We start from the raw sequence: 5,530 nt of genomic DNA on the forward strand, positions 1-5,530 counted from the left end.
CGCGACGTCCTCGACGAGTCCGGCGGTCGTCAGCCGGTACCGGGAGTCGGCGCAGGGAAGCAGGGTGAGGGTGCCGAGGTCTGCCTGCAGGCGGATCAGTTCCCGCGCCAGCCGGGCCGAGCGGGCGATGGCGGCCACCTCGAGCAGGAACTCGGAGAGGGCCAGCCGCCACTGCAGCGGATCCGCCTCCGCCGTCGGGATGAAGGAACGCAGGGTGGCCATATCCGCGGCGTCGGACCGCCGGGCCGCGACACTGGCGCACGCTGCGGCAATGGCCTGGTAGTGCAGCCCCAGGTCGCTGATCTGGAGCCTGGTCAGCTCCCGCAACTGGTCCAGGGCGCGTTCCCGGGACGGCAGGACGTCGTCGGCGATGAAGCTGCCGCCGCTGCGTCCCCGGGCCGTGCGGATGATGCCCGACGTCCGCAGTTGCGACAGTGCCTCGCGGGCCGTCACCGCGGAGACGCCCAGCGCGGCGGCGAGCTCCGTCTCGTTGGGCAGCCGCTGCCCGCTCGTGAGCAGCCCGGTTTCCACTGCCTGTTCGATCCGGCCGCACACCTCGTCCACCAAGCCGCGGGACTTGATCGGCGTGAACACGGCCGCCAGGCTCCGGGAGGCGCCCTGCGGTGTCAGCAGCATCGGGCCTCCAGTCACTTTCCGGTGTCGATCCAGCATCCGGGGCAGCCGCGGAGGGCTGCCCGCACCCGGTCGCTGCCATCCTAATCCGGGCCTCTGCGGGGGTCTATACACAAAACCTATGGAGTAATAGTATTTGGCCCAGCAGCCTGTTGTGGCGCGGATCACACCCCGCTGTGTCGCATCTAAGACGATCCGGCAACGGAGTTAGGCGCACCCCATGACCGAGACGCTCGCGGCCGGCCGGCCGACGGACACGGACGCGGTTCCGGCGATCCGCCTCCGCAAACTCACCAAGGTCTTCGGGGACACCGTCGCCGTCAACGCCGTGGACCTCGACATCCGCCAGGGCGAATTCTTCTCCATGCTCGGCCCGTCAGGATCCGGGAAAACCACGGTCCTGCGCCTGATCGCGGGCTTCGAGCTGCCCACCTCGGGAAGCGTCGAACTCGAGGGCAAGGACGTCACCGGCATGGCCCCGTTCGAACGTGACCTCAACACCGTCTTCCAGGACTATGCACTGTTCCCGCACATGTCCCTCATCGACAACGTCGCGTACGGACTGCGCGTGCGGGGGATGCCCCGGAAGGAACGCCACGAGCGGGCCCGCGAAGCACTGGAACGCGTGCAGCTGGGGAAATTTGTCGGCCGCAAACCGGCCCAGCTCTCCGGCGGCCAGCGCCAGCGGGTGGCCCTGGCCCGGGCCCTGGTGGTGCAGCCCAAGGTCCTGCTGCTGGACGAGCCACTCGGTGCGCTGGACCTCAAGCTCCGGCAGCAGATGCAGGTGGAACTGAAGGAACTGCAGCGCTCGCTCGGCATCACCTTCATCTTCGTCACCCACGACCAGGAGGAGGCCCTGACCATGAGCGACCGGATCGGCGTGTTCAACAACGGCAGCCTGGAACAGATCGGCACCGCGCACGAGATCTACGAGCGACCCGGCGGCGCGTTTGTGGCCAACTTCGTCGGGACCTCCAACATCTTCGACGCCGCCCACGCCCAGAAGCTCTACGGCCGCGCGGAGCAGGTCTGCATCCGGCCCGAACGGCTGCGCCTGTCCTGGACGGCGGCCCCGGAACCGCGCGCCGGCGTCACCTCCTGCCCCGGAACCGTCACCTCGCTGGTCTACGTGGGGCACGCCACCCAGGTGCGGGTCCAGCTCGACGACGGTCCCGCCGTCGTCGTGCTGGCGCCGGAGACGCTTCCCGGCGGCGACGCGGAACTGCTGGACCGGCGCGTCACGGTGAGCTGGGACGACGACGCCGCCGTCTGGCTGCCGTCGCACGGTTCCTGAAACGCACGTTCGCGTACAAAGACTGAATCCGATTCACCCCTGCAACGAAAGGTAAGGATCATGGCATCAAGGAACAGGGCCTCCCTCGTAGTCGGGGTGGCCGCGGCGGCAGCCCTCGCACTGGCGGGCTGCGGCACCACCGGCGGGGGATCGGCCACGCCGTCCGCGCAGCCGGTCAAGTCCGAAATCGGCCCGGGCGAAGGGCAGCTTTCCATCCTCGCCTGGCCCGGCTACGTCGAGGACGGAAGCAACGACCCCGCCGTCGACTGGGTGACCCCCTTCGAAACCGAGACCAAATGCAAGGTCAGCTTCAAGCCCTTTGGCACCTCGGACGAAGCCGTGACCTTGATGCGCACCGGCCAGTATGACGTCGTTTCGGCCTCCGGCGACGCCTCCCTGCGGCTGATTGCCGGCAACAACGTGGAGCCCGTCAACATGAGCCTGCTGAAAAACTACGCCGACGTGTACCCCTTCCTGAAGGACAAGGCCTGGAACACGGTGGACGGCAAGAACTACGGGATGCCGCACGGCTGGGGAGCCAACCTGCTGATGTACTCCGTGGATGCCGTCACCCCGGCGCCCACCTCCTGGGGCGCCGTGTTCGACGACGCCGCCAAGCACAGTGGCAAGGTCACGGCCTACGATTCGCCGATCTACATTGCCGACGCCGCCGTGTATCTGATGGCCCACAAGCCGGAGCTTGGCATCAAGAACCCCTATGCGCTGGACAAGGACCAGCTCGCCGCCTCGGTTAACCTGCTGAAAGAGCAGCGCAAGCACATCGGCGAGTACTGGAGCGACGTCGTCAAGGAGGTCCAGGCCTTCGCCAGCGGCAGCACGGTGGTCGGCACCACCTGGCAGGTGGGCGCGAACATCGCCGTCGCGGACGGGGCCAACGTGAAGACCCTGCTCCCCGAAGAGGGCGCCACGGGCTGGTCGGACACCTGGATGATCAATTCGGAGTCCAAGAACAAGAACTGCGCCTACATGTGGCTCGACTACATCGCCAGCCCCAAGGCCAATGCTGCCGTGGCGGAGTACTTCGGCGAATCGCCGGCCAACCCCAAGGCCTGCGACCTCACCGCGGACAAGTCGCACTGCGAGACCTACCATTCCGGTGATGAGGCCTACGCGAAGCAGATCTGGTACTGGACCACGCCGGTGGCCGGATGCCTGGACGGCCGCAAGGACGTCAAGTGCACGGATTACTCGGAGTGGACGAAGGCCTGGACCGAAATCAAGGGCTGAGATGGCGCTCCAGACGCAGCACCCGGCCCCCGGGGCTTCCCCGGCCGCTTCCACCGTGCCCCGTCCCAAAGCCAACAAGGTCTCGGCGCTGCTTCACCGCTCGCCCAGGCTACGGCTGGCGGGGCTGATCACCGCCCCCGCCGGCTGGCTGGTGCTCGTCTACATTGCGGCCCTGGCGGCGCTGCTGATCACCGCGTTCTGGACCGTGGACACCTTCACCGGCAAGGTGTCCACGGTCTGGACCACCGACAACCTGGTGACGGTCCTGACGGATCCGGTCTACCAGCGCATCACCCTGCGGACGCTGTGGATCGCGATCGCGGTGACCGTGATCGACCTGGTCCTTGCGCTGCCCATGGCGTTCTTCATCGCCAAGGTGGCCAGCGTCCGGTGGCAGAAGCTGCTGGTCGTGGCCGTCCTCATGCCGCTGTGGGCGAGCTATCTGGTCAAGGCGTACGCCTGGCGGAACGTGCTCGCCGACGGCGGGCTGCTGGAGTGGTTGGGGGCGCCGATCGGGCTGGAGTCCCCGGGATACGGCGAAACGGCCGTGATCCTGACGCTGTCGTACATCTGGCTGCCGTTTATGATCCTGCCGATCTACGCCGGATTCGACCGGGTCCCCGATTCGCTGCTGGAAGCCTCCAGCGACCTGGGCGCAAAACCCCTGACCACCGTGCGCCTGGTGGTGTTCCCGCTGCTGGTCCCCTCCATCATTGCCGGGACGATCTTCACGTTCTCGCTCTCACTCGGGGACTACATCACCGCCCAGATCGTTGGGGGCACCACCCAGATGCTCGGCACCGTGGTCTATGCGAACGTCGGAGCCGCGAACAACCTGCCGTTCGCCGCCGCCGTCTCGCTGGTCCCGATCGCGATCATCACGCTCTATCTCTTCATCGTCCGCCGCACCGGCGCACTCAACAGCCTGTGAACCCCGGACAGTCAGGAGCACCATGAGACTTTCCCGAAGCGCTAAAGCCATCCTCGGCGTCGTCACCGCACTGGTGTTCCTCTTCATCTATACGCCGCTGCTGCTGGTCGTGGTCAACTCCTTCAACGCGGACCGGACCTTCGGCTGGCCGCCGCGGGGGCTGACCCTGGAGTGGTGGGGGCGGGCGCTCGACTCCACCGGCGTCCGCGAGGCCCTGGTGTCCTCGCTCTGGGTGGCGGCGGTCTCGACGATCATTTCGCTGGTGCTGGGGACGCTCCTGGCGCTGGCACTGCTGCGCTACCAATTCTTCGGCCGGGACGTCATCAGCCTGCTCGTGATCCTGCCGATCGCGCTGCCCGGGATCGTCACCGGCATCGCCCTGAACAACATGTTCACCACCATCCTGGGTGTTTCGCTGAGCCTGTGGACGGTCGTGATCGCGCACGCCACCTTCTGCATGGTGACGGTCTTCAACAACGTCATTGCCCGGCTGCGCCGGATGCAGGGCGGTCTGGAGGAGGCCTCCGCCGACCTGGGGGCCGGCGTGTTCACCACGTTCCGGCTGGTCACGTTCCCGCAGCTCCGCTCGGCGCTGCTGGCCGGCGGCCTGCTGGCTTTCGCCCTCAGTTTCGATGAGATCATCGTGACCACATTCACCATCGGCGCCGGGGACACCACCCTGCCGATCTGGATCCTGCAGAACCTCTTCCGGCCCAACCAGGCCCCGGTGGTCAACGTCGTGGCCGTCGTCCTGATCGTCGTCTCGATCGTGCCGATCTGGCTCGCGCAGCGGCTGTCCGAGGACTCGGTGGGGATCGGCGCGGCGCGTGTGAAGGCTAAGGAGGGCTAGTCCGCGACGGGGTCGATCGACACGACGGCCAGGAAGCCGCGGCCCAGGATCTCGGGGGAGGCAGTGTCGGAACCGACGACGGCGTCATAGCGGTCCAGCGCCTGCGGCTCGGCGCCAGGCCCGGCGCCTTGCTCGGCGCCTGCTGCGCCTCCGGGGCTGACCGCCGCCTGGCCTTGGAGCAGGATACCCAGCTGGCCCTCGAACACGGGATGAGCCCGCTTCTTCGAGAGTTCGATGATGGAGGTGTAGCCCTTGAACGCTCCGCGGCGGGTGATGACATTCAGGTCGCGGATGTCGCCCGTGGGCAGTGCCCCGCCCGCGGCGGCGTCGCCGGAGAACCGGAACGGGCGGTACTTCTCCAGCGGGTGCTCGGCGCCGTCGACGCTCAGCAGCAGCAGCTCGCCCTCAACCACGGTGAGGACGCGGTCCATGCCGGGAAACGCCGAGAAGTCGCCCGCTTTGGACATCTCGGCGATGCTCACCCGCCAGTCCCAGTCACTCGCCGTACCGGTGCTGTCCGTTCCGGGGCTGTCCTGACGGGCGGTTGCCGCGGGATGGCTGGCCACTTGGCGGG

Annotated in this window: 5 protein-coding genes and 1 pseudogene (1 of these 6 cut by a window edge); 4 read left to right on the top strand and 2 right to left on the bottom strand. The window is 67.5% G+C overall.

The annotated features are described in order from the left end of the window. The coding region (locus K789_RS0102415) for a FadR/GntR family transcriptional regulator (RefSeq protein WP_024365354.1) at nt 1–636 on the bottom strand (636 nt) is incomplete at its 3' end. Nucleotides 637–853: 217 nt separating this feature from the next. On the opposite strand from K789_RS0102415, the gene K789_RS0102420 reads away from it, so the two are divergent. Genes K789_RS0102420 through K789_RS0102435 form a run of 4 tightly spaced genes read left to right on the top strand, consistent with a single transcriptional unit; the run spans nt 854 to nt 4,956 of the window. Further along, entirely contained in the window at nt 854–1,927 is a 1,074-nt protein-coding gene (locus K789_RS0102420; protein WP_024365355.1) for an ABC transporter ATP-binding protein, read from the top strand. 60 nt (nt 1,928–1,987) lie between these two features. Beyond that, nucleotides 1,988–3,175, top strand: coding sequence for an ABC transporter substrate-binding protein (locus tag K789_RS0102425; protein ID WP_024365356.1), 1,188 nt, complete (start codon nt 1,988–1,990; stop codon nt 3,173–3,175). A gap of 1 nt (nt 3,176) precedes the next feature. Continuing rightward, nucleotides 3,177–4,106: an ABC transporter permease gene (locus K789_RS0102430; protein WP_024365357.1), complete on the top strand. Its 930-nt coding sequence runs from the start codon at nt 3,177–3,179 to the stop codon at nt 4,104–4,106. A 22-nt stretch (nt 4,107–4,128) separates the two neighbouring features. Continuing rightward, nucleotides 4,129–4,956, top strand: coding sequence for an ABC transporter permease (locus K789_RS0102435; protein ID WP_024365358.1), 828 nt, complete (start codon nt 4,129–4,131; stop codon nt 4,954–4,956). Here the strand turns inward: K789_RS0102435 and K789_RS22115 are convergent. Continuing rightward, nucleotides 4,953–5,530, bottom strand: a pseudogene (locus K789_RS22115) (HutD family protein) (it continues 69 nt past the right edge of the window). The gene K789_RS0102435 and the pseudogene K789_RS22115 overlap by 4 nt on opposite strands.

Source organism: Arthrobacter sp. TB 26 (assembly GCF_000427315.1).
Lineage (GTDB): Bacteria > Actinomycetota > Actinomycetes > Actinomycetales > Micrococcaceae > Arthrobacter.